27 protein-coding genes are annotated in these 23,381 nt (G+C 69.1%); 14 read left to right on the top strand and 13 right to left on the bottom strand.

Annotation, left to right across the window (positions count from 1 at the left end; genetic code table 11):
* Nucleotides 1–104: 104 nt before the first annotated feature.
* The 4 genes from ACQUQF_RS14305 to ACQUQF_RS14320 all read right to left on the bottom strand — a co-directional run bounded on the left by ACQUQF_RS14305 (nt 105) and on the right by ACQUQF_RS14320 (nt 4,387).
* Nucleotides 105–1,139 carry a branched-chain amino acid ABC transporter permease gene (locus tag ACQUQF_RS14305; protein ID WP_435179775.1) on the bottom strand — a complete coding sequence of 345 codons (1,035 nt, stop codon included), beginning with the start codon at nt 1,137–1,139 and terminating at the stop codon, nt 105–107.
* 19 nt (nt 1,140–1,158) lie between these two features.
* Complete coding sequence (locus ACQUQF_RS14310) at nt 1,159–1,857, bottom strand: ABC transporter ATP-binding protein (protein WP_435179776.1); 699 nt, start codon at nt 1,855–1,857, stop codon at nt 1,159–1,161.
* Between the two features lie 283 nt (nt 1,858–2,140).
* Complete coding sequence (locus ACQUQF_RS14315) at nt 2,141–2,962, bottom strand: ABC transporter ATP-binding protein (protein WP_435179777.1); 822 nt, start codon at nt 2,960–2,962, stop codon at nt 2,141–2,143.
* 3 nt (nt 2,963–2,965) lie between these two features.
* The gene (locus ACQUQF_RS14320; RefSeq protein WP_435180398.1) at nt 2,966–4,387 is read right to left on the bottom strand and encodes an ABC transporter substrate-binding protein; all 1,422 of its coding nucleotides are present in this window, start codon (nt 4,385–4,387) and stop codon (nt 2,966–2,968) included.
* A gap of 185 nt (nt 4,388–4,572) precedes the next feature.
* On the opposite strand from ACQUQF_RS14320, the gene ACQUQF_RS14325 reads away from it, so the two are divergent.
* Nucleotides 4,573–5,415: an SDR family oxidoreductase gene (locus tag ACQUQF_RS14325; protein WP_435179778.1), complete on the top strand. Its 843-nt coding sequence runs from the start codon at nt 4,573–4,575 to the stop codon at nt 5,413–5,415.
* A gap of 70 nt (nt 5,416–5,485) precedes the next feature.
* Nucleotides 5,486–6,247, top strand: coding sequence for a hypothetical protein (locus ACQUQF_RS14330; protein ID WP_435179779.1), 762 nt, complete (start codon nt 5,486–5,488; stop codon nt 6,245–6,247).
* Between the two features lie 106 nt (nt 6,248–6,353).
* Here the strand turns inward: ACQUQF_RS14330 and ACQUQF_RS14335 are convergent, their stop codons facing one another.
* The gene (locus tag ACQUQF_RS14335) at nt 6,354–7,055 is read right to left on the bottom strand and encodes a helix-turn-helix domain-containing protein (protein WP_435179780.1); all 702 of its coding nucleotides are present in this window, start codon (nt 7,053–7,055) and stop codon (nt 6,354–6,356) included.
* Nucleotides 7,056–7,246: 191 nt separating this feature from the next.
* On the opposite strand from ACQUQF_RS14335, the gene ACQUQF_RS14340 reads away from it, so the two are divergent.
* The 4 genes from ACQUQF_RS14340 to ACQUQF_RS14355 all read left to right on the top strand — a co-directional run bounded on the left by ACQUQF_RS14340 (nt 7,247) and on the right by ACQUQF_RS14355 (nt 10,041).
* Entirely contained in the window at nt 7,247–8,080 is an 834-nt protein-coding gene (locus ACQUQF_RS14340; RefSeq protein WP_435179781.1) for an aldo/keto reductase, read from the top strand.
* A gap of 105 nt (nt 8,081–8,185) precedes the next feature.
* Nucleotides 8,186–8,707 (top strand): SHOCT domain-containing protein, encoded by a 522-nt coding sequence (locus ACQUQF_RS14345; RefSeq protein ID WP_435179782.1) that lies wholly within the window; start codon nt 8,186–8,188, stop codon nt 8,705–8,707.
* 136 nt (nt 8,708–8,843) lie between these two features.
* Nucleotides 8,844–9,587 (top strand): hypothetical protein, encoded by a 744-nt coding sequence (locus ACQUQF_RS14350; RefSeq protein WP_435179783.1) that lies wholly within the window; start codon nt 8,844–8,846, stop codon nt 9,585–9,587.
* Between the two features lie 268 nt (nt 9,588–9,855).
* A complete protein-coding gene (locus tag ACQUQF_RS14355) occupies nt 9,856–10,041 on the top strand; it encodes a DUF7333 family protein (RefSeq protein WP_435179784.1) in 186 nt (61 codons plus the stop codon).
* 295 nt (nt 10,042–10,336) lie between these two features.
* On the opposite strand, the gene ACQUQF_RS14360 is transcribed toward ACQUQF_RS14355, so the two are convergent.
* From ACQUQF_RS14360 to ACQUQF_RS14385, 6 genes are all read right to left on the bottom strand, one after another.
* Nucleotides 10,337–11,308, bottom strand: coding sequence for a phosphoadenosine phosphosulfate reductase family protein (locus ACQUQF_RS14360; protein ID WP_435179785.1), 972 nt, complete (start codon nt 11,306–11,308; stop codon nt 10,337–10,339).
* A gap of 338 nt (nt 11,309–11,646) precedes the next feature.
* Complete coding sequence (locus ACQUQF_RS14365) at nt 11,647–12,228, bottom strand: DUF7110 family protein (RefSeq protein ID WP_435179786.1); 582 nt, start codon at nt 12,226–12,228, stop codon at nt 11,647–11,649.
* Nucleotides 12,229–12,340: 112 nt separating this feature from the next.
* Nucleotides 12,341–12,682, bottom strand: a complete 342-nt coding sequence (locus ACQUQF_RS14370) for a glutaredoxin family protein (RefSeq protein ID WP_435179787.1) — start codon at nt 12,680–12,682, stop codon at nt 12,341–12,343.
* Nucleotides 12,683–12,719: 37 nt separating this feature from the next.
* Nucleotides 12,720–13,364: a transcriptional regulator GfcR gene (gene gfcR / locus ACQUQF_RS14375; protein WP_435179788.1), complete on the bottom strand. Its 645-nt coding sequence runs from the start codon at nt 13,362–13,364 to the stop codon at nt 12,720–12,722.
* A complete protein-coding gene (locus ACQUQF_RS14380; protein ID WP_435179789.1) occupies nt 13,361–14,428 on the bottom strand; it encodes a glucose 1-dehydrogenase in 1,068 nt (355 codons plus the stop codon). The genes gfcR and ACQUQF_RS14380 overlap by 4 nt, the downstream gene beginning before the upstream one ends.
* Before the next feature lie 70 nt (nt 14,429–14,498).
* On the bottom strand, nt 14,499–15,464 hold the full coding sequence (locus ACQUQF_RS14385) for an AIR synthase family protein (RefSeq protein WP_435179790.1): 966 nt from the start codon (nt 15,462–15,464) through the stop codon (nt 14,499–14,501).
* A gap of 141 nt (nt 15,465–15,605) precedes the next feature.
* Here ACQUQF_RS14385 and ACQUQF_RS14390 point away from each other — a divergent pair, with 141 nt between their 5' ends.
* The 3 genes from ACQUQF_RS14390 to ACQUQF_RS14400 all read left to right on the top strand — a co-directional run bounded on the left by ACQUQF_RS14390 (nt 15,606) and on the right by ACQUQF_RS14400 (nt 17,850).
* Nucleotides 15,606–16,016, top strand: coding sequence for a hypothetical protein (locus ACQUQF_RS14390; RefSeq protein WP_435179791.1), 411 nt, complete (start codon nt 15,606–15,608; stop codon nt 16,014–16,016).
* Between the two features lie 80 nt (nt 16,017–16,096).
* Nucleotides 16,097–16,237: a hypothetical protein gene (locus ACQUQF_RS14395; RefSeq protein ID WP_435179792.1), complete on the top strand. Its 141-nt coding sequence runs from the start codon at nt 16,097–16,099 to the stop codon at nt 16,235–16,237.
* Between the two features lie 332 nt (nt 16,238–16,569).
* Complete coding sequence (locus tag ACQUQF_RS14400; RefSeq protein WP_435179793.1) at nt 16,570–17,850, top strand: HAD family hydrolase; 1,281 nt, start codon at nt 16,570–16,572, stop codon at nt 17,848–17,850.
* 329 nt (nt 17,851–18,179) lie between these two features.
* Here ACQUQF_RS14400 and ACQUQF_RS14405 read toward each other — a convergent pair whose 3' ends face one another.
* Nucleotides 18,180–18,452 carry a MoaD/ThiS family protein gene (locus ACQUQF_RS14405; RefSeq protein WP_435179794.1) on the bottom strand — a complete coding sequence of 91 codons (273 nt, stop codon included), beginning with the start codon at nt 18,450–18,452 and terminating at the stop codon, nt 18,180–18,182.
* Nucleotides 18,453–18,551: 99 nt separating this feature from the next.
* Here ACQUQF_RS14405 and ACQUQF_RS14410 point away from each other — a divergent pair, with 99 nt between their 5' ends.
* The 4 genes from ACQUQF_RS14410 (at nt 18,552) to ACQUQF_RS14425 (ending at nt 22,406) form a co-directional block, all read left to right on the top strand.
* The gene (locus tag ACQUQF_RS14410; protein WP_435179795.1) at nt 18,552–19,472 is read left to right on the top strand and encodes a dihydrodipicolinate synthase family protein; all 921 of its coding nucleotides are present in this window, start codon (nt 18,552–18,554) and stop codon (nt 19,470–19,472) included.
* A 150-nt stretch (nt 19,473–19,622) separates the two neighbouring features.
* Nucleotides 19,623–19,859 carry a hypothetical protein gene (locus ACQUQF_RS14415; protein ID WP_435179796.1) on the top strand — a complete coding sequence of 79 codons (237 nt, stop codon included), beginning with the start codon at nt 19,623–19,625 and terminating at the stop codon, nt 19,857–19,859.
* A gap of 9 nt (nt 19,860–19,868) precedes the next feature.
* The gene (locus ACQUQF_RS14420) at nt 19,869–21,107 is read left to right on the top strand and encodes a mandelate racemase/muconate lactonizing enzyme family protein (RefSeq protein WP_435179797.1); all 1,239 of its coding nucleotides are present in this window, start codon (nt 19,869–19,871) and stop codon (nt 21,105–21,107) included.
* 120 nt (nt 21,108–21,227) lie between these two features.
* Entirely contained in the window at nt 21,228–22,406 is a 1,179-nt protein-coding gene (locus ACQUQF_RS14425; protein ID WP_435179798.1) for an MFS transporter, read from the top strand.
* A 3-nt stretch (nt 22,407–22,409) separates the two neighbouring features.
* Here ACQUQF_RS14425 and ACQUQF_RS14430 read toward each other — a convergent pair whose 3' ends face one another.
* The gene (locus tag ACQUQF_RS14430) at nt 22,410–22,769 is read right to left on the bottom strand and encodes a group I truncated hemoglobin (RefSeq protein WP_435179799.1); all 360 of its coding nucleotides are present in this window, start codon (nt 22,767–22,769) and stop codon (nt 22,410–22,412) included.
* A gap of 179 nt (nt 22,770–22,948) precedes the next feature.
* On the opposite strand from ACQUQF_RS14430, the gene ACQUQF_RS14435 reads away from it, so the two are divergent.
* On the top strand, nt 22,949–23,320 hold the full coding sequence (locus ACQUQF_RS14435) for a response regulator (protein ID WP_435179800.1): 372 nt from the start codon (nt 22,949–22,951) through the stop codon (nt 23,318–23,320).
* Nucleotides 23,321–23,381 lie beyond the last annotated feature (61 nt).

Consider the following 23,381-nt stretch of genomic DNA (forward strand, 5'->3'; position numbering starts at 1 on the left):
GGGCGTACCGCACCGGCCACGAAGTCGCGGAGGTCGCCCCCTCCTCGCCGTCGGTCTCGCCGACGGTCGCCTCTGCGTCGGCGTCGGGGTCGGCGGTTTCGGTGCTAATGGCCACCCACCTCCTCGACGCCGAACAGGCCCTGCGGGCGCAGGACGAGCATCGCCACGAGGATGAGGAACACCGTCATCTCGGGCAGGCTGGCGAAGTCGACGTGGTTGTTGAACCACCAGGTCGTGGTGGCGTCGGCCATCCCGACGATGACCGCCGCCGCGACGGTGCCCCGGAAGGTGCCGAGGCCGCCGATGATGACGACCACGAACGCCGGGAGCAGGGTGTCGGCCGCCAGGGGGACGCTGGCGCCCCACGCGGGGTCCCACATCAGCAGCGTCCCGGCCGCGCCCGCCACGCCGGCGCCCAGCGCGAACACGACGGTGAACACCCGGCGGACGTCGATGCCGAGCGCCTCGGTCATCTCGGCGTCCTCGCTGCCGGCCCGAATGACGAGGCCGTAGCGCGTCCGGGTGAGGAACGCCCAGAGGCCCGCCACCGTGGCGGCGCCGACCGCGATCTCGAACAGCGAGAGGCCGCTGACCGAGATGAGCCCGAGGTCGACCGACGCGGCGAGGAACGCCGGCTTGGTGCCCAGCGCGGCCTGCCAGTCGCTGGTGGGCTGCATGCCGTAGAACAGCACCGCGATGCGGACCAGCTCGTCGAGGACGAGCGTAAGCCCGAACGTCAGCAGGATCTGGTAGACCGGCGGGCGGTCGTAGAGCCGGCGGATGAGCCCCACCTCGACCGCGCCGCCCAGCGCCGCCAGCACCGCGAACGTCGCCGCCAGCGCGAGGAAGAACGTCAGCAGGCGCGTCCCCGCGCCGGTCGCCCCGCCGACCGCGAACACCATCAGCAGGCCGCCGAGGTAGGCGCCGATCATCGTCATCGACCCGTGGGCGAAGTTGAGCACGCCCATCAGGCCGAAGATGAGGGTGAGCCCGCCGGCGATCATCACGTAGATGGCGGCCTTCGCCAGGCCGTCCACCAGCACGGAGGCGAGGTTCTCCGGTCGGAGGAACTGGCCGAGCGCGTCGACGAACCCCGCGAGCACTATCTGGTTCGCCAGCGCGGAGGCGAGTGCAGTCATGCGGTGCGACCCCTCCGGATCATGCGCTGAGATACCTCCTGAGCCGCTCGTCGTCGGCCGAGGTCTCGTCGGCGTCGCCCTCGTCGACCACCTGCCCGTTGTCGAGCACGTAGAACCGGTCGGCGAGGTCGAGCGCCAGCGGCAGGTTCTGCTCGACCAGCAGCAGCGTGGTGTCGGTCGCGGCGTCGGCCAGCGCCTCGGCCACGCGCTCGACGATGAGCGGGGCGAGGCCCTCGCTGGGCTCGTCGACCAGCAGCAGGTCGTTGTCGCCGACCAGCCCGCGAGCCAGCGCCAGCATCTGCTGCTGGCCGCCCGACAGCGTCCCGGCCTCCCGGTCGCGGTGGTCCCGCAGGTCCGGGAAGGTCTCGAACGCGAGGTCGAGCGCCGCGTCGCCGTCGTCGTCTCTGGGCACCGCGACGCGGACGTTCTCCTCGACCGAGAGCTGGGTGAACATCCGGCGGCCCTCGGGGATCCAGCCGACGCCCCGGTCGGCGACCTCGTGGGTCTCGCGGCCGGTGACGTCCTCGCCGCGATACCGGACCGTCCCCTCGCGGGGCGGGGTCAACTGCAGGATGGTCCTGAGCGTGGTGGTCTTGCCGACCCCGTTGCGGCCCACCAGCGCGACGACTTCGCCCTCCGCGACTTCGAGCGAGACGCCCTCGAGGATGTGGCTCTCGCCGTAGTAGGTGTGGGCGTTCTCTACTTCGAGTAGTGTCATGGGTTCGTCCTCCTTGTCAAGTTGTGGTCGGTGACGGATTCGCCGCCAACTCCGAGATCGGAACTGTGACGTCCCAGAAAGCCCCCGCGGGCTCGCGGTCGCTCAGCGACATATCCTCGGCTCGCTTCGCTCGCCTCGGATAGGGGTCGCTGAGACGACCACGGGCCGGAGGCCCGCGAGCCCGCGGCCCCTTTCGTCCACCCAAACGCGTGGTTCCGCACCGAGCGTTCGCTGGTGGACTGCGTCGCTGTGCACCGGCGTACGAAAAATCGGGATGCCGTACTCACGCCGCGCCCTCCTCCGGGTCGGCCCCGGTCTCCTCGGTGGGCGTCTCGCGGTCGCGGTCGAGGCTGCCGGCCTCGTACCCGCCGAGGTACGCCTCCTGGACCGTGGGGTCGTTCCGTACTTCGGCGGGGTCGCCCTCGGCGATGACCGCGCCCTGGTTCAGCACCACGACGCGGTCCGAGACGTTCATCACGATGTCCATGTTGTGTTCGACCAGCAGCACGGCGTGGTCGGTCGCGACGTCCTCGATGAGGTCGATGATCTCGCCGACGCTCTCGGAGGAGACGCCCGCGTTGGGCTCGTCCAGCAGCAGCACGTCGGGGTCGCCCGCCAGCGCCACCGCGACCTCCAGCTGGCGCTTGGCGCCGTGGCTCAGGCTCTCGGCGGGGGTCTCGGCCTCGTCGGCGAGGCCGACCCGGTCGAGGATGGCGTACGCCTCCTCGATGTGCTCCTCGAAGGCGCCGGCGTTGCGCCAGAGCTTGAACGAGTCGTCGCTGGCGGCCTGGGCCGCGACGCGGACGTTCTCCAGCACCGTGCTGGTCGGGAAGACGTTCGTGATCTGGTACGACCGGTGGAGCCCGAGGCTCGCCGTCTCGTACGGCGTGGCGTCGGTGACGTCCCTCCAGTCGCCGCCGTCGCGGACCTCGATGGTGCCGCGGGTCGGGGTCAGCACCCCGGTCAGCAGGTTGAAGAACGTCGTCTTGCCCGCGCCGTTCGGCCCGATGAGCGAGCAGAGCTCGCCGTCGTCGAGCGCGAAGTCCACGTCGCTGACGGCGGTGAGGCCGCCGAACTCCTTCGTCAGGCCCGAGGTTCGCAGCATGGCCTACAGCGAGCAGTCGACGCCGCTCTTCGGGACGGTCGTCTCCGAGGCGTCGATGGTGGCCAGCGGTTCGCTGGGCATGACCGCCGCCTTCCAGGAGTCGGCCCACTCGTCGGTCGTCGGGACGACGTCGGCCACGGTCATCGCCGACCGGGCCTGGTTGTCGTACGTCTGGAAGGTGTAGCCGCCCTCGCCCTTGGGAGTATCTTCGACCGTCATCCCGCGGAGCGCCTCGGCGATGTCGGCGCCCTTCGTGGAGCCGCTCTCGTTGACCGCCTGGACGATGGCCGAGGCGGCCGTGAACGTCCCGGAGCTGAACAGGTCGGGCACGACGCCGTAGGCGCTGGTGTAGCTGTCGACGAACGCGCTGTTGATGTCGTTGTCGTACTGGTTCCAGTGGTACCGGGTCGTGAACGGGCCGAGGTTCGCGCCCCGGATCTTCTCCTTGGTCAGGGGCTTGCCCAGCGCCTTCTGGAGGGTCTGGCCCACCACCGCGTTGGTGATGCGGGTGGCGAACCCGCCGAACACCCGGTAGTCGTAGTTCCCGTTGAGGAACGCGGTGAACAGCTTCGGGAGGGTGGCGACCGTGAAGCCGCCGACGATGCCCTCCGCCCCCTTGCTCTGGGCGTTGTCGAGCAGTCCCTTCCACTCGGAGTGGCCCTGGGGCACGAACTTCTTGCCGACGATCTCGACGCCCTCGGCCTTCAGCACCTCCTCGTAGTTGTTGACGACCGCCTTGCCGAACGAGTAGTCGGCGCCGAACAGGAACACCTTGCTCACGTCGGTCTGCTCGGCGACGTACTTCCCGCCCGACCGGGCGTCCATCGCGGTGTTCTCGCTCGCCCGGAACACGTTGTTCCCGCAGGTCTCGGCGCTCGACGTGATGGTGGCGGAGGCGGCCGGCCCCGCCATGAACGGGACCTGGGCCTGCTTGACGACCGTCTTGATGACGCGGTTGGCCGACCCCGAGGAGGTGCAGCCGAAGAGCATGTCCACGCCCTCGTTCTTCACGAGGTCGGTCGCCAGCGACTGGGCCGTGTCGGCGCTGAACTTCGTGTCCCGCACGAACAGCTCGTAGTCCACGTCGCCGACCGACGCGGTGTGCTTGCCGGTCGTCGCCTCCTCGATCGGCTCACCGCCGTTCTTGTACGCCAGTCCGGAGTAGAAGCCCCAGAGCGCCTGCTGGCCGTAGTACTTCAGGTCCCCCGACGTCGGCTGGAGGACGCCGATCTTGACGGTTCCGGAGACGTTCGCCCGCGTGGTCGTCTTTGCCGTGGTGTCGTTCATGCCGCCCTCCGTCGTGTCGCCCGTCGATTCGGTCGTCGCGTTCTGTCCACCGTCGCCGCCCGTGCAGCCGGCGAGCCCCGCCGCGCCCGTCGCACCGAGCGCCGCGAGCCATCGCCGTCGTGAGACGCTGTCGTCCACCATAACAGATTGGTATAGATCGCCCCGTTCGGCAAATACTGCGGGGTTAACATGTGAACGACCGGGCGAAGCGCCGGCGCGACGCGACGAGGGAGCGTTCGCGGCCACGTCGACCCGGGGCGAGCGACCTGCGCGTTCATCGGTTACCCTCCGGTTTTTCACTCCCAGGGCGTGTACCTTCCGGTATGTCCGACGACGTCACCGCACCGGAGCTCGCGACCGACGACGCGCTCGTCCTCGACGACGGCCGGTTCGCCCCCGAGCACGTCGCGCTCGTCACGGGCGCGGCCTCCGGCATCGGCCGGGCGACCGCGCTGGTGCTGGCGGAGAACGGCCTGACGGTGGTCGGCACCGACGTCGACGGGGAGGGGCTGGCCGGCACCCGCGAGCGCGCCGCCGACCTCGGGGTCGAGGGGACCGTCGAGATCGTCGCGGGCGACCTCCGAGAGGACGTCCCCGACATCGTCGAGCAAGCGGCCGAGCACGGCGACATCGCGTTCCTGGCCAACATCGCCGGGATGCAGCACATCGACCCCATCGAGGAGTTCCCCATGGAGGCGTACGACCGGCTCCAGGAGGTGATGCTGCGCGCGCCGGTCCAGCTCGCCAAGGAGTGCCTCCCGCACATGCGCGAGACCGGCTTCGGCTGCGTCGGCAACATGGCCTCGGTCCACGGCCACTACGTCACTAGCGACAAGGTGGCCTACAACGTCGCGAAGTTCGGCCTCCGGGGGCTCACTCAGTCCATCGCCGCGGAGGGCGAAGGGGACGTCCGCGCCTTCTCTGTCAGCACGGGCTACGTCAAGACGCCGCTCGTGACCGACCAGATTCCCGACACCGCCGAGCAGCGGGGCATCTCGAACCGGGAGGTCGTCGAGGACGTGATGCTCGGCCAGTCGCGCACCGACGAGATGATGACGCCCGCGGAGGTGGCCAACCTCTTCGCGTTCGGCTTCTCGAAGCACGCCGCCCACCTCAACGGCGGCGACCTGCGGTTCGACGACGGGATGACGCTGACCTACGAGTAGCCCCGCGGACGGTCCGCCGCGACCTCCCGGGGAACGCAACGGTTTTGTTAGTCGGCTATCGTGTTCGACTATGCGACTGCTGCCCTCCGTCGCGCTCGCCGTCCTCCTCGTCCTCGCGGGGTGCGACGGCGGCGCCAGCCACCCGCCGAGCGACGACCGGGCGCTCGACGCCCTGAACCGGACCGAAGCGGCTCTCGACTCGGTTTCGACGTATCGCTTCTCGTCCGAGATGCGCGTCTCCGCCTCGAAGGGCGACCGCTCGCGGACCGTCTCGGCGACCACCGACGGCGCCGTGGACCTTCGGAACCGTCGACTGCACGTCGCCACGGAAGTCGAAGGCCGGACCCGCGACGTGTACGTGGATGGGTACGAGAGATACACGGAGTGCGGGTCACCGTGGAGCGGCTGGAGCGTGAAGAACCTCAGCGAGTCGACGTCGTGGGCCGCGTTCGCGCCCGCCGGTCGACAGCTGGCACTCCTCGACCGCACGAACGTCTACTGGCGGGGGAACGAGACCGTGGACGGAAATCTGACGAACGTGGTCGTCGCCTACCCCTCGAAGGAGGCGCTCGTCGACCTCCAGCGCCGGGACCGCGCCGGCGCACCGGACCTCCGAGACGCGAACCTGAAGAACGCCACGGTGAAGCTCTGGAGCGACGCCGAGACGGGACTCCCCGTCAGGTCGCTCCTCGACATCGAACTGAAGAAGAACGGTGCGACGGCGACCGCGCGCGTGACGACAACGTTCTCGGGCTACGGCGACACCGTGAACGTCACGGTCCCGGAATCGGCGCGGACCGACCAACACGAGTTCGGGTGTCCGGGCGCGTAATCAACGGGATTCTATCGGACGGCCGACGGGAGCCAGTCACTCGACGGTCTTCCGGCGCACGCCCCACGGCAGGACCGTTTCGCAGGCCGTCGCGGCCGCGACCCGCCTACTCCAGCTCGTCGAGCGCCTCGACGACGCGCTCGATCATCTTCTGCTGGCCCCGCCGCAGGTTCTTCGACACCGCCGGCTTCGAGACGTCGAACTCGTCGGCGAGGTGGCCCAGCGTCGCGCCCCGGGGGCTCTCGAAGTACCCGTCGCTGACCGCGGTCTCCAGGGTCTCGCGCTCGACGTCCGAGAGGTCCCGGCACCCCTCGATGAGGGTCATCGCGGCGCCCGCGTTCTGGACGAACCCCTGGAGGTCGGGAATCTCGGTGTTGTTGCGTTCGAGCACGTCGAACTCGTTGTCGCGCTCGAGCTCGGCCAGCGTGGTGTCCTCGCGCTCGACGTCGTCGAAGCCGACGTGCCAGATCTCGCTGCCGTCCTCGATGTGGAACGGGCCGGTGATGTAGCCGTCGTTCTCGCGGACGGCGGCCATCGCATCGGTCTCGCCGATGACCGTCCGGATGTGGGCGACGTTGCCCCGGCGGGTGAGCAGGTCGTAGTCGTGCATGTTGTCGTGGTCCCGCAGGGCGCCCAGCCCCGCGGTGAGCTCGTCCCGGTCCTCGCCCTCGACCATCAGCCGGGTCTCGAGCCGACGCTCCATCCGGTCGAAGTCCCACTGGATGGCCGAGAACCCCACCGCGTGGTCGTCGGTCGTGTCGATAAACGGGCAGTCGTACTGCTCCACGTCCATCGTGATGTCTATCATGGGCCTGCCCTTGCTATCCGGTCCCATACGAGAGATGGGTAAAAAGACTTTTTCTTCGCTTCCGGCAATCATCGCCGAGACGGGAGCGACGCGCCGAGGGGCCGCTTCGACCGGCGCACGGCGTCGGTCCGGACGCACAGACTTCCGACGCCGTAACGGCTTTCCACGACCTGCCCCTAGGCTCGGTTGCTATGGCTCAACGCGAGGAACACGGAGACGCGTCTACGCTCGACGGCATGCCGCGACTCGGACTCGGGACGTGGCAGAACACCGACCCGCAGGCGTGCGTCGACAGCGTGCGGCGGGCCCTCGAGATGGGATACCGCCACGTCGACACCGCGCAGGCCTACGACAACGAGGAGTACGTCGGCGAGGGCATCGCCGAGGCCGACGTGGACCGCGACGACGTCTTCCTCGCGACCAAGGTCTGGATCGACAACCTGGCCCACGACGACGTCATCGAGACCGCGAAGGCGAGCCTCGACCGGCTCGGCGTCGACTCCCTCGACCTGCTGTACGTCCACTGGCCGGCCCGGGAGTACGACGCCGAGGAGACGCTGGCGGCGTTCGACGAGCTCCACGACGAGGGGCTCGTCGAGCGCGTCGGCGTCTCGAACTTCGAGCCCCGCCACCTCGACGAGGCCCGAGAGATCCTCGACGCCCCGGTCTTCGCCAACCAGGTCGAGATGCATCCGCTGCTCCCGCAGGACGAGCTCGTCGAGTACGGCCGCGAGCACGACGTCAACCTCGTGGCGTACTCGCCGCTGGCCCGCGGGAAGGTGTTCGACGTCCCCGAGATCAGGGAGGTCGCCGAGAAGCACGACGCCTCGCCGGCCCAGGTCAGCCTGGCGTGGCTGCTCCAGCGCGACGGCGTGGCCGTCATCCCGAAGGCCTCCAGCGAGGACCACATCCGGGACAACTTCGGCGCGCTCGACCTCGATCTCGACGACGAGGACGTCGAGAAGATAGAGAACATCGACGAGCGCGGCCGCCAGGTCGACCCCGGCTTCGCGCCGTGGAACTGACCGGGGAGCGCCGCGAACTGACCGGAGAGCCCTCTCGGTCGTCGGCGTTCCGTTCCCGGCGGTAGAACAAAATGTTTTACTGATAGGTCTGCGTCGCTGCGGACGATGAACGACGCGTCCGACGATTCCACCTTTCGGGCACTCCACCGGCTGGTCGAGCACTACACGCCCGACGGCGCGCTCGGCCGGAGCCTGCTCGGCGTCCCGGCGCTGCTGCTCGCACCGTTCATGTTCCTCGGCGGGCTGGCCGTCCTCGGCAGTGGCGGGAGCTTCGCCGCCTTCGTGACGGCCCTGGTCGTGCTCGTTCTCAGCGTCCCGACGCTGGTCGTCGGACTGGTGTCGCTCTGGCCGGTGTACCTCTCGCTCATCGGCAACGTCGAGTCCGCGGGGGCGTACCCCGACGGCGCCGCCCGGCCCGCGGAGCACGGCGAGACCCCCGAGGATATCCTCAAGCGCCGGTACGCCGCGGGCGAGCTGAACCGGGAGGAGTTCGAGCGCCGGCTCGACTCGGTGCTGGGGGCAGGCGGACGCGCGGACGGTTCACGGGGAGGCGAGCGGTCCCGGTCGAACGAACCGCGCCAGCGCCGCGGACGCGAGCCGGAGCCCGAGCGCTCCCGGAACCGGTAGTCGGCCGGCCGCGAGGAAGCCAGGAGCGACGCTGCTTCTCACAGAGGTCATCGGCGGACGACGACCCCGCAGTCGCCTCCAGAAACGCCGGGAGAACCCCGAAACTTCATAACGGCCGTAACGTATTAAAACGCAGATGCACGGCGGAACAAGCAGTACCGGCCTCGTCGGAGCGATCCGATACGACCTGCGGCGGCTGCACGAGAGTTGGATGGCGCTGTTCTTCCCCCGGCAGCGCGGGAACCAGAGCGGCGTCCTCGGCAAGTGGGAGCCGACCTCGACGTCGGGGAAGGTGGCCTACCGGTCGTGGAGCGCGGTCGGCACGGCGGTCGTGGCGCTGCTGTACCCCCTGACGCTGTTCGGCTTCGCGGCCCGCTACTACACCCGGAAGATCGACGGGACCGCCACCCGGCTCGGCGTCGTCGGCGTGGTCGTCCTGTCGCTGCTGGTGTGGGGCGGCCTGACCGCCCTGGCCCGCGTGCGCTTCTCGACCGACGGGTTCCTGGCGGTCGCGGCCGCGGGCGGGGTGGCCACGGTCGCGGCGGTGCTGGCGTACGCCTCGGGGACCCGGGGCGGCCGGCTCAGCACCGTGTTGCTCGCCTACCCGTTCGCGATGACGGCCATCTTCCTGCCGCCGGTCGTCGCGGCGCTGTACTCGCCGACCCTCTCGGAGATCATCTTCCCGAAGAGCTACACCCTCGCGGTCTGGCTGCTCGACAACCCGCTGGACCTCTGGGGCGTCAACACGTTCCTCCGCGAGCAGTTCACCCTGGAGGGCGCCAACTACGTCGCCATGTGGTTCGGCCTCTCGGTGCCGACGGGGTGGTTCCTCGGCCTGCTGGTGACGCTCGCGGACATCGTCCGGCCGAAGGGCGAGTAACCCACCACCTTTTTCTTCGTCGGGTGTCCTCGCTCGCTCCGTGCAGTCGCTCGCCGCGGACACCGCTCCTCGAAAGAATCTGGACCAAAAAACGGCCGCTCGCTCACTCCGTTCGCTCGCGGGACAATAGCGGAGATGGACCGCAACCGCCTCGCGACTACACTGCGACCATAGCTGCCGCGTTGGCGGTAGAGCCACGAGTGTGCTGACCGTCCAGGTACCGGAACGGGGAGTAATCCTTTTCGTCGCTTCGTCCGCATGTCCGCGTATGGAGTTCGACACGACCACCACGGCCGTCGCGTTCCTTGTCCTATTTGGCGTCCTCGCAGTAGGGACGCTGATGAGTCCGATGACGACCAGTACCGTGATGATGGTCCTCGGCGGACTGGCGGTGTTCGGCCTGCTCACGCTGTTCCTCGGCGTCAAACACGGCGAGTACCGGGCGACGCGATAGGAGCCGACCAGGATCACCGGATCCAGCAGAATGGTGGCGGCCCGGGGGCCACACCTGGGTTCGCGGATGCGGTGCAGTTGCACACCGGCGTTCGACCGCGAACGAACGACCGCGAGCGAGCGGACCGAGGAATCCCTCGAACTCACGCGCCGGAGGCGCGTGAGTGAAGGGGTGACGACGTGTCTGCGTGAACGGACTGAACGCAGGCTCGGGAGAGCGAAGCTCTCCCGGTGTTTTTCATGGAAGTTTTGCAAGGGAGAGAGCGTCTACGACGCTCTCGACCGCAGCAAAAGTTTCACATGTAGCCCAGGTCGCGGAGGCGCTCCATCAGGTCCTCCTTGTCCTGGGCGCGGCCGGCGCGCTCGGTGGTGTCGTCCAGATCTTGGAGCCACGCGGGGTCCTCGGTGGTCTTCTCGGTGCTGACCTCGCTGCCCAGCGACCGGAACCCGGCGAAGTACTTGGGGCTGACCGGGATGTCGTCCTGGGTGAGGTCGTTCGGCAGGTCGTCGTGGTCCTGGGGCACGTAGCCCTCGTCGGGGTACTCGGAGACGGTGTCGGGCACGACGTAGTGCCAGAAGGTGTCCCAGACCGCCCGCTCGTCGAACTGGAGGATGGGCTGGACGCGGTCGTGGGGCGGGTAGATGTCGGGGTCGTGGCGCGGGCTGAAGAACGTCTCGTCGGCCCGGGCCTCCTGCTCGTCCCAGCGCACGCCCGAGATGATGCCGTCGATGTCGTGCTCCTCGATGGCGTCGTTGAGCGCGACCGTCTTCAGCAGGTGGTTGCCCACGTAGGTGTCGAGCAGGAACGGGAACTCGTCCTCCTCGTACTCGAGGATCTCGCGGACGTGGTGCTGGTTGTGGTCGTTCAGCGCGTCGATCGGGATGTCGTCGCCCGGGTCGAGGTCGTTCTCCTCGGCGTACTCGCCGACGTCCTCGTTGCGGGCGTAGATGACCTCCAGGTCCCACTCGTCGGCCCACCTGTCGACGAAGTCGTGGATCTCGTCGAAGTGCTGGTAGTGGTCGATGAACACCGCGGGCGGGGTCTCGAGGTCGTACTTGTCGGCGACCTCCTTGATGAAGTAGAGGGTGAGCGTCGAGTCCTTGCCGCCGGTCCACATCACGGCCGGGTTTTCGTACTCCTCGAGGCCCTGCCGGGTCACCTCGATGGCCTTCTCGATCTTGTGCTCCATCGAGGGGTAGTCCTCGGGGTCCTCGCCTTCGCCGTCGGTGTAGTCGACGTCCACGTAGTCGGGGAAGTCTGCTGCCATCGTTCGTAATTAGATATAATTACCGGCCTAAAGTGCTTTTCGGCTCTCCATCCTTTCAGGGCGCGTAAACTACCTCGCAGGCGTCGTTTACTGCGATTTCGTGCGCTATAAGGTGCCACACGGCGACGCGCGACCGACGCACAGGAATCAGCGTGAACCCGGATTACTTCATCCTTTTGCAGCGAGCCGGAGGCTCGCGCACGAGAAATTGTACTGTGAGCGAACGAGCGCAGCGAGTGAGCGAGCAGACTTTTTCATCGACGTTTTTCGAGGAGCGGTGTCCGCAGGGCGCGACCGAAGGGAGCGCCCGAGGACACCCGACGAAGAAAAAGGTCGTCTTAGATGAACTCGTTGTCCCGCCAGTCGACGCCGCTGGAGCCGGAGTTCGACGAGGTCGGTCCCTCGACCACTTCGATGGAGGCGGGTCGGTCCTCCCCGTCGACGATGCGGGTGGCCTGGAGCTCGCCGTCCTGCTCGGTGATGGCCGTCAGCGTCCCCTTCTCGGCCAGCCGGGCGATGTCGCAGAGCACGAGGAACATCGGGTACTGGAGCGCGGTGTTCTGGAGGACGGTCTCGCGGTCGCCCTTGAACGCCGCGACCTCGATGAGCTCGCCCATCGGCTCGTCGTCCTCCTCCTCTTCCTCGACGTCGTCCCCCCAGCGGGGGCCCTCGCGTCGCTTCTGCTCCTCCTCGGTGTAGACGCGGGTCTCGGAGATGCTGGCCTTGAGCTGGGCGGTCGGCGTGTACTTGCTGATGCTGTCGTCGTCGGCCACCGCGCTGATGATGAGCGTGTTCTTGCGCCGGGTGATGTCGACGCTGGCGATCTCCGGCGGCAGGTCGGGGTCGTCCTCGAAGTGGTCGTACACGGTTTCCAGCGGCAGTTCGAGCGTCGAGTGAAGTCGATATACTTGCCCCGTCATTTGTGAATTACACGCAGGTTCCCGGCTGACGACACGGTACACGGGAGCGTAGGTGGTCCGAACATATATGACCTGCTCTTTCAGTCCCCGGTTATGTCAGTTCAGGGTCAGATTACGCCGAGAGCGTCTCGTCGAGCTCGCCGCGCTCGTCGAGTTCGGCCAGCACGTCGCTCCCGCCGACGAACTCGCCGTCGACGAACGTCTGGGGGATGGTCTCCCACCCGCTGTGGTCCGCGAGCGCGGTCCGGAACTCGGGCAGCGCGTCGAGCACGTCGACCGTCTCGTAGTCGTCGCGGTACCGCTGGATCAGTTCCAGCGCCTTCTGGGAGTAGCCGCACTGGGGCATCAGCTCGTTGCCCTTCATGAACAGCACGACGTCGTTGTCCGCGATGGCCGAGTCGACGCGCTCGCGGACCTCCTCCTCGCTCAGGTCGCTCTCGGGTTGGAAGGTCATGGAGTCCGGTACGACCCCCGAGCGCAAAGAAGTTGTGCTACTCGTCGTTGCCGACCCGCACGACGTTGATGAGCGAGTGGACCGGGACGCCCTCGACCTCCTCGACGCCCTGCTTGTCCACCAGGACGACGCAGCCGACCGGCGTGCCGCCCTCCTCGCGGATGGCCTCGACGGTCTCGGTCATGGTGGTCCCGCTGGTGATGGTGTCGTCGACCACGTAGCACTCGCGGTCCCGGATCTGGGCGAAGTTCCGCGAGAACGTCCCGCCCAGGTCCTCGATGTCGCCCTCCTCCCACTGGTGCTTGCTCGGGGCGTAGGTGCCGAGGTCGGTGTCGAGCTCGCGGGCGACCGCGGTCGCCAGCGGGGCGCCGGCCTTCTCGATGCCGATGGTGAGGTCGACCTCCTCGCCCTGCTTGGCCATCAGGTCGGCCATCGCGGCCCCGGCGTGGTAGAGCCGGTTGCTGTCCCGGCCGAGCGCCGACCAGTCGACGTGGATGTCGTGGGGGCCGCCGGTGGGTTCGGGTCGCGGGGTCGCGGTCGTCTCGGTCCCGGTCCCGCTGCGCTCGACCAGCCAGCTCGCGGTCTCCCGCGAGACGTTGAGCTCGTCGGCGATCTCGCCCTTCGACAGCCCCTGGTCGGCGAGTTCGGCCGCGCTCTCGATGAGGTCGTCGACGTTCTTCATATCTGGTCGAATTGGACCGCTGTCTTTATTGTCGTTTCGTCATCCGCAAACGCCGCCCGGTAGTCGTCGAGACCGTGGACGCCCGTGACCAGGTCGTCGAGCAGCCACGCCGGGAGGTCGCCGAGGGTCCGGACCGCGGCCTCGAAGTGCGCGACGTCGGAGTTGACGCTGCCGACCAGCGCCTTGTTCCCCATCACCAGCTCCTTGTGGAGCCGCCCGCCGTCGACCTCGAACTCCCAGGGCTCGGGCACGCCGAGCAGCGCCGCCACCCCGCCGGGCGCGAGCGCCTCGACGCACTCGAAGGCGTGCTTCGCGTAGCCCGTGGCCTCGTAGACGAGGTCCATCGGCTCGTGGACGTCGGGAATCTCGGGCACCGGCGTCTCCCGCGAGTCGACGTAGGTCGCCCCGAGCCGCTCGATGACGTCGACGGTCGGATCCGGCCGGTCGCGCCGCCCCAGGCAGTAGGTGCGGTCGTACCCCCGGGATTCGAGCATCGCGAGCGTGAGCAGGCCCAGGCTCCCGTTGCCGAGCACCAGCCCGGTCTCGGGCTCCCAGTCGAACGCCGACCGCGAGGCGTACGCGTGGTCGAGCGCCTTCTCGGTGATGCTGACGGGCTCGACCAGGAACCCCCACTCGGCGAGGTCGTCGGGCACGGGCACCAGCGACTCGGCGGGGCTGGTGAAGTACTCGGCCATGAACCCGTGGGCGCCGTCGATGCCCCGCTCGACGTACTCGCCGGGCGGCGCCATGTCGGGCTGGCCGCGCTCGAAGTACTCGTTGGTCCCCGAGGCGGGCCGCCGCCTGACCGTCGGCGCCACCACGTCACCCGCCTCGAAGACGGTGTCGGTGCCGTCGACGACCACGCCGACCGCCTCGTGGCCCAGCACCATGTAGTCCTCGCCCTCGGGGTAGCCGCCGTGGCTGCCCTGGATGACCTCGTGGTCGGTGCCGTCGACGCCGACCCGGAGCGTCCGGACCAGCGCCTCCCCGGGTCCGGGCTCCGGACGCGGCACCTCGGCGACCGTCGGCTCGGTCGCGCCCCGCTCGATGACAACTGCTTGCATGGGAGTCGGTTGGGGCGGGAGGGTCTAAAGATTTATTCTATGTCGAGTAAACATCTTGGGTCGGAGTCGCCTACTCCCAGAGGTCGTAGAGGTCGTCGCGGACCGCCTCGGTCACGAGGTCGCCGTCGAGTTCGACGCCCGGGTCGTCGGTCTCCTCCTCGACGACCCCGATCTCGTTCGCCTCGATGCCCTCGTCGTCGAGCGCCGCGAGGGCGTCGTCGGCCTCATCGTCGGGTACCGCCGCCAACAGCGCGCCTGACCCGAAGACGCGCAGCGGGTCGACGCCCATCGCCTCGCAGATCGCGGCGGTCTCCTCGCGGACGGGGACCGCGCTCCGGTCGACCGCCAGGCGGACGCCCGAGGCGCTGGCGAGCTCGACCAGCCCGGTGACCAGGCCGCCCTCGGTCGGGTCGTGCATCGCGGTGGCCCACTCCCGGAGCACCCGGGCGTCGGGCACGACGCTGATGTCGCCGAAGAACCCCTCGGCGCGTTCGAGGACGTCGGCGGGGAGGTCGAGGTCGTCGCGGAAGTCGGTCGCCAGCACCGCGGTCCCCTCGACGCCCGCGCCCTTGGTGAGCAGCAGGCGGTCGCCCGGCTCGGCGCCGCCGGTCGGGACGTACTTGTCGGCCAGCCCCAGCGCGGTCATCGCCACCATCGGGCGTTCGAGGGCGGGGGCGTACTCGGAGTGGCCGCCGACGATGGCGACGCCAAGCTCGCGGGCTTCCTCGTCCATCTGGGTCGTCAGCGCGTCCAGGGTGGCCTCGTCGTCGTCGGGCAGGAACAGCACGTTGGTCAGCCACCGCGGGTCGGCCCCGCAGGCCGCCACGTCGTTGCACGCGACGTGGACCGCGAGCGTGCCGAGCCGCTCCTTCGCCAGCGAGAGCGGGTCGGAGTTGGCCACCAGCACGCTGCCGTCGTCGAGCCGCATCGCCGCAGCGTCCTCGCCGTACTTCGGGCCCATCAGCACGGAATCGTCTCGCGCGCCCGTGCGAGAGAGGACCCGAGCGAGGTCGTCGGGGTCGAGTTTGCCGAGCATACCCGTCCCTCGGAGGTCGGGGACCTAAGGTGCGGCGACTGGCGGCCGACGCGGGGTCGGCGGGGACCGACGGGTCTCCGAGGCGATCGAACCGTCAGCACCGAATAATTAACACTTCAGGCGTCGTTTCGTCCACGTCCAATGTCCTCGCTCTCGGAGTGGGACGCGCTCGCCGGCGCGGCCGCCGTCGCCTACCTGGTCGCGCTGCTGCGGCTCCGCGTCGACCTGGGGAATCCGGTCCACCTGGTGCCGTTCGCGGTCGTGCTGTTCGCCGGACTGGTCCTCGTGCTCCAGGGGCTCGCTCCGCCGGACTTGGAAGTGCGGCTGCTCCGGTTCCGACTCGGTCGGGTCAGGCGGGCCGTCGAGTGGACCGCGGGCGTCGCGCTGACCGGGCTGACGTGGCTCGCGCTGGGCGAACCGCTGACCGCCGTCGCCGTGGGACTCGCGGTGGGCTACCTGTGGACCCAGCGCGACGGCTACTACGCCGACCTCCGCGACAGGGTCGACCGACTCGAAGAGACCGAGACAGCCGTTGCGGCGGAGAAGTCCTGAGTCCGATTCCGGCGCTCGGACGCCGACGTGGCGATTCCGCGACGCGTCAGGGACTTAGCCACTCGGCGCGTAGAGTTGGCGTGGAACTCCCCAAAGCCCTCGATTCGAAGCTCGACGTGCTCCGGCCGACGTGGCGGTGTCACGACTGCGGGAAGACGTACCGGTTCAACCGCCGGACGTGTGGCCGGTGCGACTGCACCGTCTTCGACCGGGTGCGGTGAGTCGGAGAAACGGAGATGGATTTTCGCCGGATGAATCATCTCCGTAGCGTCCGCCACAGACTGCGGTCGGCGCGTGCTGACGCGACTTCGTGTCGCGTCAGACCGCGCTAGGGAGGCGGTCGCATTCAGGCGACCGCTGAGGCTGGGGAGGAGTGAGACCCGCAGTGCTGTGCAGATGCGGGACACAGGTGACGGCAGTAGCTAGCTTCTCGCCGACGTCCAGCCTGATTCTGCGTTAGCGTCCGAGTCCGAGACGCGACCAGTCGCTAGCTGCCGTCCAGGTTCTCACACCGACCCCCGCCCTTTATCCCCGAGAGCGACCCACTGCCGGCATGGAGCGGTACGACCAGCTCTATCGACTCTACGACGAGTTCGACGCCGCGACCCTGCGGGCGCTCCAGGACTTCGTGGACCTGTTCCCGCCGGTCGACTCGCGGGTCGCCCTCGAGCACTGGCAGGAGGTCGGCGACGAGCTCGACGACCGGAAGGCCGAGATCCGCGGGGCGTTCCCCGACGCCGGCGAGACGTTCGCCGAACTCGCCGCGCGGGCCACCCGCGAGCAGGCGTTCACCGCGCTCGACCTCCACGCCAAGTACGACCGCGGGGTGAACGTGCTGGTGCTCGACGTCGACGAGACCCTGCGCTCGGCCGGCGGCACCGACAACGAGATCCCCCGCGAGACGCTCCACCTGCTGACCGAACTCCACGAGGCGGGCACGCCCATCGTGGTCTGCACCGGCCAGACCCTCGAGAACGTCAAGGGCTTCCTCATCCAGGGGCTGGGCAACGAGATCGTCCACTCCGGGGACCTCTCGGTGGTCTACGAGGCCGGGACCGGCGTGTTCACGCCGGGCCACGGCGCCGACACCAAGCGGCTGCTCTACGACGACCTCGACGACGACGTCCGGGCCATCTTCGACGCGGTGCGCTCGCGGGTCCTCTCGGACGCCCCGGAGGAGCTCCGCCGGGGCTGTCACCTCCAGGGCAACGAGTTCAACGTCACCATGAAGCCCAACTTCGAGACCGGCAGCGACGAGGCCCGCGAGGTCATCGACCGCGCGCTGGTGTACGAGCTCGACCTGCTCGGCGACGCGGTCGCGGCGGAGGTGGGCGACGACGAGACTGGCACCGGCGACGATGAATCGGCGGCGGACGCGCCCGCCGGCGACTGGGCCCGGGCCTACTACGCCGACCAGGACCCCGAAATCCGCGGCGTCCTGGAACGCGAGGGCGGGACGCCCGACTGCGGCCCCGAGGAGGTGCCCGACCCCATCCGGGACACCTTCGAGCGCATCGACGTGGCCTACTACGAGGCCGACGCCGCCGAGATCGGGAGCCTCGAACTCAACAAGGTCGTGGGCGTCGAGGCCGCCTTCGAGGTGCTGGGCATCGACGACCCGTTCGCGGCGGTGCTGGGCGACAGCAAGAGCGACCTCCGGGTGATGGAGTGGGTCGCCGAGAACGACGCCGGCATCGCGGCCGCCCCCGAGCACGCCTCCCGGGACGTGCTCGACCACGTCATCCGGACCGACGAGCTGGTGTTCGACCGCGGGAAGGCCGGCGACGTGCTCCGGACCGTCTTCGCGCTGAACCGGCTGGCGAATCTGGGGTGACGGGTTGGTGTGGCGGTTTTTAGGGGTTGTGGAGGGTTGGGATTACAGCTCCGATGAAGTACAGTCGAAGCTAGCTACTGCCGTCACCCATGTACCGCAACAGCACAGCACCGCAGCAGCCTCACGACTCCCCAACCGCCTGCGCTTCTCGGTCGTCGCTTCGCTCCTCCCTGCGATGCTCAGCCCTCGCGCGACTCGACGCGACACGAGGTCGCGCCAGCGCGCGCCGAGGTCGAGGGGAACCAGTCGCTCTTGCGGTCGTGGACGCTCGACAGAGAAGCAACGAAAGGGGACGGGGAGAGAACCCGGAAAAGGACGAGAGGCCAGTTTCAGACGTTCAGCCGGAACCGGACCGTGTCGCCGTTCTCCAGCGGGCTGCCGGTCGAGAGCGTCTCGGTCGAGTCGAACGACTCGCGGACGACCACGGTGTCCGAGCGGAGCCGCTGCCCGTCGAGGACGCCCGCGCGGACCTGCGGGCCGTACTGGTCGGCGAGTTCGTCCACCACGTCCGCGACCGTCGCGTCGTCGGGCACCGCCACGCGGGCCTTCCGCGTGCCGGTGCGGGCGACGAGGGTACCGGTGAGTTCCACGGTGACGTTCATACCAACCCGTCGTTCCCCCAGTGACTAAAAGTTTACTCACACGCGAAAAAGTCCGCCGAGACGGAATCGCTTAAGGACGCGGCCCGCCACCTCTTCGACATGGCGAACAACGCACCGGCGCCCGGCAGCGACGACCCCGTCGGCCTGCACGGGGTCGTGCCGCCGACCGTCACGGCGTTCGACGCGGACGAATCGGTCGACTACGAGGCGACCGCGGCCCACGCCCGCTTCGTCGCGGACCGGGGCGCCCACGGCGTCTTCCCGCTGGGAACCAACGGCGAGTTCCCGCTGCTGGCCCCCGACGAGCGCGACGCGGTGGTCGAGGCGGTCGTCGCGGAGATCGACGGCGACGTCCCGGTCATCGCGGGCGTCGGCGCGCCCAGCACGCGCCAGACGGTCGCCCACGCCGAGCACGCCGAGCGGGTCGGCGCCGACGGCGTCGTGGTCGTCACGCCGTACTACTACCCCGTCGACCACGACGCGGCGGTGACCCACTACCGGCGGGTCGCCGAGGCGGTCGACTGCCCGGTGTACGTCTACCACATCCCGAGCAAGACCGGCAACTCGCTGTCGCTGGAGACGCTCGACGCGCTCGCGGGGATCGAGAACGTGGTGGGGCTCAAGGACTCCAGCAAGGACGTGCCGTGGCTCGGCCAGGCCATCGACGCCCACCCCGAGCTCACGTTCCTCGCGGGGTCGGACTCGCTGCTGTTCCCCGGACTGGAGGTCGGCTGCGCCGGGCTCGTGAGCGCGGTCGCCAACGCCTTCCCGGAGCTGGTCGCGGACCTCTACGAGGCCTACGACGAGGGCGACGAGGAGCGCGCCCGCGAACTCCAGAGCGAGGTGTACGACGTGCGGTCGGCGCTGAAGCGCGGCCCCTACATGGCGGGGGTCAAGACCGCGCTCGGCCTCCGGGACGTCGGCTTCGACGTCGGCCCGCTCCGGAGCCCGCTCCGGACGATGGACGACGAGGACCGCGCGGCGCTCCGGGACGACCTCTCGGACCTGGGCCTGCTCTGACCCGGCGAGCGAGTCCGTCTCTCCCTTTTGTTTTCCGGTTCGTTCCGCTTGGTTTCACCGGATTCAGGCTGAACGGTCGGTGGGTTTAATGCCGAAATGTGATACCTATTACCACACGCCGAGTCGGACCCGTCTCGACTCGACCCGGCGATGCGGAACCTGCCGCTCGTCACGGAAATCACCATGAACGACACCATCCCTCCACTCAACAAGCGAACCGCGCTCGGCGGACAGTTCTGGACGGTCGGCGCGCTCGGCGCGCTCGGCGCCCGCGGCGTCCCGTTCGCGGCGGTACTGGTCGCGGTCGGCGTCCACCTGGTCCTCTGGCCGACGCTCGGGTCGGGCCGGCGCGCCGTATCCTCCAAATTTTTACTCCAGGCGGAGTAATCGCTTGGTATGGTTCGTAACTACGAGTCGCTCCACGACCCGAACGCCGAGTACACGATGCGGGACCTCTCGGCGGAGACGATGGAGTGCACCGGAGCGCGCGGCGAGGCCCGGGACGTGGAGATCACCGACGTCCAGACGACGATGGTCGACGGGAACTTCCCGTGGACGCTGGTGCGGGTCTACACCGACGCCGGGGTCGTGGGGACCGGCGAGGCCTACTGGGGCGCGGGGGTACCGGAGCTCATCGAGCGGATGAAGCCGTTCGTGGTCGGCGAGAACCCGCTGGACATCGACCGGCTCTTCGAGCACCTGATCCAGAAGATGTCGGGCGAGGGCTCGATCCAGGGCGTGACCGTCACGGCCATCTCCGGCATCGAGATCGCGCTCCACGACGTCGCGGGCAAGCTGCTCGACGTCCCCGCCTACCAGCTGCTCGGCGGGAAGTACCGCGACCAGGTGCGGGTGTACTGCGACTGCCACGCCGGCGAGGAGGCCGACCCCGAGAGCAACGCCGCGGAGGCCGAGCGCGTGGTCGAGGAGCTGGGCTACGACGCGCTGAAGTTCGACCTCGACGTGCCGTCTGGCCACGAGAAGGACCGCGCGAACCGCCACCTCCGCAACCCCGAGATCCAGCACAAGGTCGACATCGTGGAGGCCGTCACCGAGCGCGTGGGCGACCGGGCCGACGTCGCGTTCGACTGCCACTGGACCTTCTCGGCGGGCAGCGCCAAGCGCCTCGCCAGCGCCCTCGAGGAGTACGACATCTGGTGGCTCGAGGACCCCGTCCCGCCCGAGAACCTCGACGTCCAGACCAACGTGACCCACTCGACGACCACGCCCATCGCCACGGGCGAGAACGTCTACCGCAAGCACGGCCAGCGCCGGCTCGTCGAGGAGCAGGCGGTCGACATCATCGCGCCCGACATGCCCAAGACCGGCGGGATGCGCGAGACCCGCAAGATCGCCGACCACGCCGACACGTACTACATCCCGGTGGCGATGCACAACGTCTCCTCGCCGGTCGCGACGATGGCCTCGGCCCACGTCGGCGCGGCCATCCCCAACGCGCTGGCGGTCGAGTACCACTCCTACCAGCTTGGCTGGTGGGAGGACCTCGTCGAGGAGGACGTCATCGAGGACGGCCACATCACGGTCCCGGAGGAGCCCGGCCTCGGCGTGACCCTCGACATGGACGTCGTCGAGGAGCACATGGTCGAGGGCGAGGAGCTGTTCGACGAGGCGTAGCTTCGTCGGGCTCGCGGAGCTTCGCTCCGCGGCGTTCGGCGGGGTGAGAAGGAGGCTACCGACCGCGCTCGGCCTGTACATTTAGGACCGAGCGCGTCGCACCTCCGTCGATTCCCGCCGATGACCGCGACGCCCGACTCCGACCTCGCCGCCGTCCCGTGGCGCTCGCCCACCGTCAGGGTCGTGTTCGCCGCGACGGCGCTGGCGCCGCTGGGCGTCCCGCTGGTCAGCCCCGCGCTCCCGGTCGTCCGCGACGCCTTCGGGCTGACCGACGCGACCGCCAGCCTGCTGGTCTCGGTCTACTTCCTCACCGGCATCGTCCTGTCGCCGTTCCTCGGGCTGCTGGCCGACCGGTTCGGCCGCAAGCGCGTGCTCGTCCCGTCGCTGGCGGCGTTCAGCGTCGCCGGCGGCGCGATCGCGTTCGCGCCGGGCTTCCGGGTGGTGCTCGCGGTCCGGCTCGTCCAGGGGACCGCCGCGGCCGGCATCTTCGTGACCACGGTGACGCTCATCGGCGACGCCTTCGAGGGCGTCCGTCGCAACGCGGTGCTGGGCGCGAACACGTCGGTCCTCGCCGCGGGCGCGGCGGTCTACCCGTTGCTCGGCGGCTACCTCGCCACGGTCTCGTGGAACGCGCCGTTCCTGGCGTACCTCCTGGGGCTGCCGGTCACCGCGTTCGCGTGGCTCGGGCTCGAGGAGACCGCGACCGAGCGCCGGGCCGGCGGGGTCGGGTACCTGCGCCGGGCGCTGGAGTCGCTCGCACGGCGCGCCGCGGTGGTCCCCTACGCGACCGCGTTCCTGACCGAGGTGCTGCTGTTCGGCGTCGTCATCACGGCGGTCCCGTTCCTGCTGGACGACTTCGGGTTCTCGCCGGTGCTCGTCGGGCTGGTCCTCACGGCGACCGAGGCGGTCTCGGCGGTCGTCGCCGCCGCGAACGGGTGGCTGGCCGGTCGGCTCTCGGACCAACGCATCATCGCGCTCGGCTACGCGTGCTACGCGGTCGGCCCGTCGGTCGTGTGGGCCGACCCGTCGCTCGCCGGCGTCGTCGCCGGGGCGGTCGTCCTCGGCGCCGGCGTCGGGCTGACGATGCCCTCGGTCGACGCGCTGCTGAGCGACCTCGTGACGACGGAGTACCGCGCCGGCGCGCTGAGCGTCAGGAACAGCGTCACCTTCCTCGGCCGCGCGGTCGGCCCCGTCTCGTTCGCCGGCATCGCCGCCAGGACGGGCTACCGGCCGCTCCTGCTCGCGGCGGGCTTGGTCGGCGCCGCGGGCGTCGCGGCGACGCTCGCGCTCTCGCGGTGAGGACTACGCGGAGACGACGGCCGGTTCGAGCTCGCCGACGGCGGTGAGGACCTCGTCGCGTTCCGCCGGCGGGACGTCGAACGACGCCATCGCCTCGTCGAGGTGGACCGCGATGACCTCGAAGTCCTCCTCGCGAATGTCGAGGTGAGCGTGGGCGGTCTCCATGTCCGCGCCGTCGTACTCGACCGGGCCGCCCGCGGCGGCCGCGAGGAACCGGGTCTGGTGGGCCCGCAGCGACGCCACGTCGGTGTCCTCGAAGAAGTGGGCGACGCGCTCGTCGTCGAGGACGCGCTCGTAGAACGATTCGACCACCGCCGCGATGGCCTCGCGACCGCCGAGCCGCTCGTAGAGGGTCTCGGACATGTGTGACTAATCGGATATAATCGAGCCGATTAAATGTATTGGCCGATTTCGGAAATTTCACCGCTCACTGCCGGCCGAAAAAGTGTCAGCGTCGACGAACTGTCGGGTCACATGGTAACTTTCCGGGGAGTAGTATTTTATACTTTGCACGGGTCCGGGCGAATAACAGGGACTACGTCATGACGACCGGGATTCTCATCGTAGACGACTCGGAGTTCATGCGCCAGCGGGTCAAGAGCGCGCTCGCGGACGACGAGTACCGCATCGTCGCCGAGGCGCCCAACGGCGCGTGGGCCATCCAGCGGTACAAGGAGCACGCCGACGACGTCGACCTCGTGCTGATGGACATCGTGATGCGGAAGGCCAACGGGCTGAAGGCCACCGCCGCCATCAAGAAGCTCGACGAGGACGTGCGGGTCATCATGTGCACCAGCGTCGGCCAGCGCCAGAAGATCCAGCTGGCCGCGCGGGCGGGCGCCGACGCCTACATCACCAAGCCGTTCGAGGACGAGGAGCTCACCGACGCCATCCAGGGGGTGGTCGCCCCGTGAACGGGGTGGCGACCGGCGACGCCGACCGGCGCCGTCGACCCGGCCCCTCGCGGAGGTGCAG

Source organism: Halorussus sp. AFM4 (assembly GCF_051194995.1).
Classification (GTDB): domain Archaea; phylum Halobacteriota; class Halobacteria; order Halobacteriales; family Haladaptataceae; genus Halorussus.

What these genes read in the sequence shown, in the direction of transcription:
- ACQUQF_RS14305 (WP_435179775.1), bottom strand. Translation starts at nt 1,139, where the DNA reads ATGACTGCACTCGCCTCCGCGCTGGCGAACCAGATAGTGCTCGCGGGG.
- ACQUQF_RS14310 (WP_435179776.1), bottom strand. Translation starts at nt 1,857, where the DNA reads ATGACACTACTCGAAGTAGAGAACGCCCACACCTACTACGGCGAGAGC.
- ACQUQF_RS14315 (WP_435179777.1), bottom strand. Translation starts at nt 2,962, where the DNA reads ATGCTGCGAACCTCGGGCCTGACGAAGGAGTTCGGCGGCCTCACCGCC.
- ACQUQF_RS14325 (WP_435179778.1), top strand. Translation starts at nt 4,573, where the DNA reads ATGTCCGACGACGTCACCGCACCGGAGCTCGCGACCGACGACGCGCTC.
- ACQUQF_RS14330 (WP_435179779.1), top strand. Translation starts at nt 5,486, where the DNA reads ATGCGACTGCTGCCCTCCGTCGCGCTCGCCGTCCTCCTCGTCCTCGCG.
- ACQUQF_RS14335 (WP_435179780.1), bottom strand. Translation starts at nt 7,055, where the DNA reads ATGATAGACATCACGATGGACGTGGAGCAGTACGACTGCCCGTTTATC.
- ACQUQF_RS14340 (WP_435179781.1), top strand. Translation starts at nt 7,247, where the DNA reads ATGGCTCAACGCGAGGAACACGGAGACGCGTCTACGCTCGACGGCATG.
- ACQUQF_RS14345 (WP_435179782.1), top strand. Translation starts at nt 8,186, where the DNA reads ATGAACGACGCGTCCGACGATTCCACCTTTCGGGCACTCCACCGGCTG.
- ACQUQF_RS14350 (WP_435179783.1), top strand. Translation starts at nt 8,844, where the DNA reads ATGCACGGCGGAACAAGCAGTACCGGCCTCGTCGGAGCGATCCGATAC.
- ACQUQF_RS14355 (WP_435179784.1), top strand. Translation starts at nt 9,856, where the DNA reads ATGGAGTTCGACACGACCACCACGGCCGTCGCGTTCCTTGTCCTATTT.
- ACQUQF_RS14360 (WP_435179785.1), bottom strand. Translation starts at nt 11,308, where the DNA reads ATGGCAGCAGACTTCCCCGACTACGTGGACGTCGACTACACCGACGGC.
- ACQUQF_RS14365 (WP_435179786.1), bottom strand. Translation starts at nt 12,228, where the DNA reads ATGACGGGGCAAGTATATCGACTTCACTCGACGCTCGAACTGCCGCTG.
- ACQUQF_RS14370 (WP_435179787.1), bottom strand. Translation starts at nt 12,682, where the DNA reads ATGACCTTCCAACCCGAGAGCGACCTGAGCGAGGAGGAGGTCCGCGAG.
- gfcR (WP_435179788.1), bottom strand. Translation starts at nt 13,364, where the DNA reads ATGAAGAACGTCGACGACCTCATCGAGAGCGCGGCCGAACTCGCCGAC.
- ACQUQF_RS14380 (WP_435179789.1), bottom strand. Translation starts at nt 14,428, where the DNA reads ATGCAAGCAGTTGTCATCGAGCGGGGCGCGACCGAGCCGACGGTCGCC.
- ACQUQF_RS14385 (WP_435179790.1), bottom strand. Translation starts at nt 15,464, where the DNA reads ATGCTCGGCAAACTCGACCCCGACGACCTCGCTCGGGTCCTCTCTCGC.
- ACQUQF_RS14390 (WP_435179791.1), top strand. Translation starts at nt 15,606, where the DNA reads ATGTCCTCGCTCTCGGAGTGGGACGCGCTCGCCGGCGCGGCCGCCGTC.
- ACQUQF_RS14400 (WP_435179793.1), top strand. Translation starts at nt 16,570, where the DNA reads ATGGAGCGGTACGACCAGCTCTATCGACTCTACGACGAGTTCGACGCC.
- ACQUQF_RS14405 (WP_435179794.1), bottom strand. Translation starts at nt 18,452, where the DNA reads ATGAACGTCACCGTGGAACTCACCGGTACCCTCGTCGCCCGCACCGGC.
- ACQUQF_RS14410 (WP_435179795.1), top strand. Translation starts at nt 18,552, where the DNA reads ATGGCGAACAACGCACCGGCGCCCGGCAGCGACGACCCCGTCGGCCTG.
- ACQUQF_RS14415 (WP_435179796.1), top strand. Translation starts at nt 19,623, where the DNA reads ATGCGGAACCTGCCGCTCGTCACGGAAATCACCATGAACGACACCATC.
- ACQUQF_RS14420 (WP_435179797.1), top strand. Translation starts at nt 19,869, where the DNA reads ATGGTTCGTAACTACGAGTCGCTCCACGACCCGAACGCCGAGTACACG.
- ACQUQF_RS14425 (WP_435179798.1), top strand. Translation starts at nt 21,228, where the DNA reads ATGACCGCGACGCCCGACTCCGACCTCGCCGCCGTCCCGTGGCGCTCG.
- ACQUQF_RS14430 (WP_435179799.1), bottom strand. Translation starts at nt 22,769, where the DNA reads ATGTCCGAGACCCTCTACGAGCGGCTCGGCGGTCGCGAGGCCATCGCG.
- ACQUQF_RS14435 (WP_435179800.1), top strand. Translation starts at nt 22,949, where the DNA reads ATGACGACCGGGATTCTCATCGTAGACGACTCGGAGTTCATGCGCCAG.